This window comes from Acidovorax sp. A1169 (assembly GCF_030704685.1).
In the GTDB taxonomy this organism is placed as follows: domain Bacteria; phylum Pseudomonadota; class Gammaproteobacteria; order Burkholderiales; family Burkholderiaceae_C; genus Acidovorax.
Genome location: NZ_JAUZDX010000049.1, coordinates 2,501 through 5,780, shown reverse-complemented (window position 1 = coordinate 5,780; position 3,280 = coordinate 2,501). Strand labels below are relative to the sequence as shown.

The window sequence follows — 3,280 nt, the reverse complement described above, 5'->3', positions numbered from 1 at the left end:
TATAAGAGCCTGACGATGACCTACTTTCACACGGGAACCCGCACTATCATCGGCGCAAAGTCGTTTCACTGTCCTGTTCGGGATGGGAAGGAGTGGTACCAACTTGCTATGGTCATCAGGCATAACTTGGAGTCGTGCTGCTTTTGGAGCAACACAACGAATTCATAGAGTGGAATCAGATTTTATGTGTTTTGACTGCGTCAACTTGGCATAACAATCTTCGAAGCACATTACGCGCTATCAAAGTTATAGGGTCAAGCCTCACGAGCAATTAGTATCAGTTAGCTTAACGCATTACTGCGCTTCCACACCTGACCTATCAACGTCCTGGTCTTGAACGACTCTTCAGGGGGCTCAAGGCCCCGGCAGATCTCATCTTGAAACGAGTTTCCCGCTTAGATGCTTTCAGCGGTTATCTCTTCCACACTTAGCTACTCGGCAATGCCACTGGCGTGACAACCGATACACCAGAGGTGTGTCCACTCCGGTCCTCTCGTACTAGGAGCAGGCTTCCTCAAATCTGCAGCGCCCACGGAAGATAGGGACCAAACTGTCTCACGACGTTTTAAACCCAGCTCACGTACCTCTTTAAATGGCGAACAGCCATACCCTTGGGACCGGCTACAGCCCCAGGATGAGATGAGCCGACATCGAGGTGCCAAACACCGCCGTCGATATGAACTCTTGGGCGGTATCAGCCTGTTATCCCCAGAGTACCTTTTATCCGTTGAGCGATGGCCCTTCCATACAGAACCACCGGATCACTATGTCCTGCTTTCGCATCTGCTCGACTTGTCAGTCTCGCAGTTAAGCACGCTTATGCCATTGCACTATCGTCACGATGTCCGACCGTAACTAGCGTACCTTCGAACTCCTCCGTTACGCTTTGGGAGGAGACCGCCCCAGTCAAACTGCCTACCATGCACTGTCCCCGATCCAGATAATGGACCTAGGTTAGAACCTCAAACACACCAGGGTGGTATTTCAACGTTGGCTCCATGACATCTAGCGACATCACTTCAAAGCCTCCCACCTATCCTACACAGATCTGTTCAAAGTCCAATACAAAGCTACAGTAAAGGTTCATGGGGTCTTTCCGTCTTTCCGCGGGGAGATTGCATCATCACAAACATTTCAACTTCGCTGAGTCTCAGGAGGAGACAGTGTGGCCATCGTTACGCCATTCGTGCAGGTCGGAACTTACCCGACAAGGAATTTCGCTACCTTAGGACCGTTATAGTTACGGCCGCCGTTTACTGGGACTTCAATCAAGAGCTTGCACCCCATCATTTAATCTTCCAGCACCGGGCAGGCGTCACACCCTATACGTCCACTTTCGTGTTTGCAGAGTGCTGTGTTTTTATTAAACAGTCGCAGCCACCGATTTTTTGCAACCCCGTTGGGCTCCCTCTGTTCGAGTTCACCTACTTGGGGCATACCTTCTCCCGAAGTTACGGTATCAATTTGCCGAGTTCCTTCTCCTGAGTTCTCTCAAGCGCCTTAGAATACTCATCTCGCGCACCAGTGTCGGTTTGCGGTACGGTCGTGTGTAGCTGAAGCTTAGTGGCTTTTCCTGGAAGCAGGGTATCACTCACTTCGTCTGCAAGCAGACTCGTTATCACCCCTCATCTAAGCCCGGCGGATTTGCCTACCAGGCACGACTACAGGCTTGAACCAACATATCCAACAGTTGGCTGAGCTAACCTTCTCCGTCCCCACATCGCACTACACATCGGTACAGGAATATTGACCTGTTTCCCATCAGCTACGCATCTCTGCCTCGCCTTAGGGGCCGACTCACTCTACGCCGATGAACGTTGCGTAGAAAACCTTGCGCTTACGGCGAGGGGGCTTTTCACCCCCTTTAACGCTACTCATGTCAGCATTCGCACTTCTGATACCTCCAGCATCCGTTACCAGACACCTTCACAGGCCTACAGAACGCTCTCCTACCACGTGCAATAAATTGCACATCCGCAGCTTCGGTAACTGGCTTAGCCCCGTTACATCTTCCGCGCAGGACGACTCGATCAGTGAGCTATTACGCTTTCTTTAAATGATGGCTGCTTCTAAGCCAACATCCTGACTGTTTTAGCCTTCCCACTTCGTTTCCCACTTAGCCAATTTTAGGGACCTTAGCTGGCGGTCTGGGTTGTTTCCCTCTTGAGTCCGGACGTTAGCACCCGGTGCTCTGTCTCCCAAGCTGTACTCGTCGGTATTCGGAGTTTGCATAGGTTTGGTAAGTCGCCATGACCCCCTAGCCTAAACAGTGCTCTACCCCCGACGGTAATACTTGAGGCACTACCTAAATAGTTTTCGGAGAGAACCAGCTATTTCCAAGTTTGTTTAGCCTTTCACCCCTATCCACAGCTCATCCGCTAGTTTTGCAACACTAGTCGGTTCGGACCTCCAGTACCTGTTACGGCACCTTCATCCTGGCCATGGATAGATCACTTGGTTTCGGGTCTACACCCAGCGACTGATTCGCCCTATTCGGACTCGATTTCTCTACGGCTTCCCTATTCGGTTAACCTTGCCACTGAATGTAAGTCGCTGACCCATTATACAAAAGGTACGCAGTCACCCTTGCGGGCTCCTACTTTTTGTAAGCATGCGGTTTCAGGATCTATTTCACTCCCCTCCCGGGGTTCTTTTCGCCTTTCCCTCACGGTACTGGTTCACTATCGGTCGATTACGAGTATTTAGCCTTGGAGGATGGTCCCCCCATATTCAGACAGGATTTCTCGTGTCCCGCCCTACTTGTCTCTACCTTAGTACCACACGTCTGTTTTCGCATACAGGGCTATCACCTGCTATGGCCGGACTTTCCATTCCGTTTTGCTAACAGTCGTGCTATCAATAGAAGGCTCTTCCGATTTCGCTCGCCACTACTTTCGGAATCTCGGTTGATGTCTTTTCCTCGAGCTACTGAGATGTTTCAGTTCACCCGGTTCGCCTCGCATGACTATGTATTCATCATGCGATACCTCTTGCGAGGTGGGTTTCCCCATTCAGAAATCTCCGGATCAAAGCTTATTTGCCAGCTCCCCGAAGCTTATCGCAGGCTATCACGTCTTTCGTCGCCTGTAATCGCCAAGGCATCCACCACATGCTCTTATTCACTTGACCCTATAACTTTGACATCTCTTTCAAGATATCGCCGTAATCTTCAAGGACTTGCCAGGTCTTTCACCTGGCGCGTTATGCCGTAAACAACTTCAGATCCTCAGATCTGTCATCGTATTACTTAAGAATTTCAAACTAGGTTTGAATATTCGTT

Annotated in this window: 2 rRNA genes; both read right to left on the bottom strand. The window is 50.3% G+C overall.

What is annotated here, in order from left to right:
- Window positions 1-7 precede the first annotated feature (7 nt).
- A 5S ribosomal RNA gene (gene rrf / locus QYL93_RS31645) occupies window positions 8-120 on the bottom strand.
- 130 nt (window positions 121-250) lie between these two features.
- Window positions 251-3,129, bottom strand: a 23S ribosomal RNA gene (locus tag QYL93_RS31640).
- Between the last annotated feature and the right edge of the window lie 151 nt (window positions 3,130-3,280).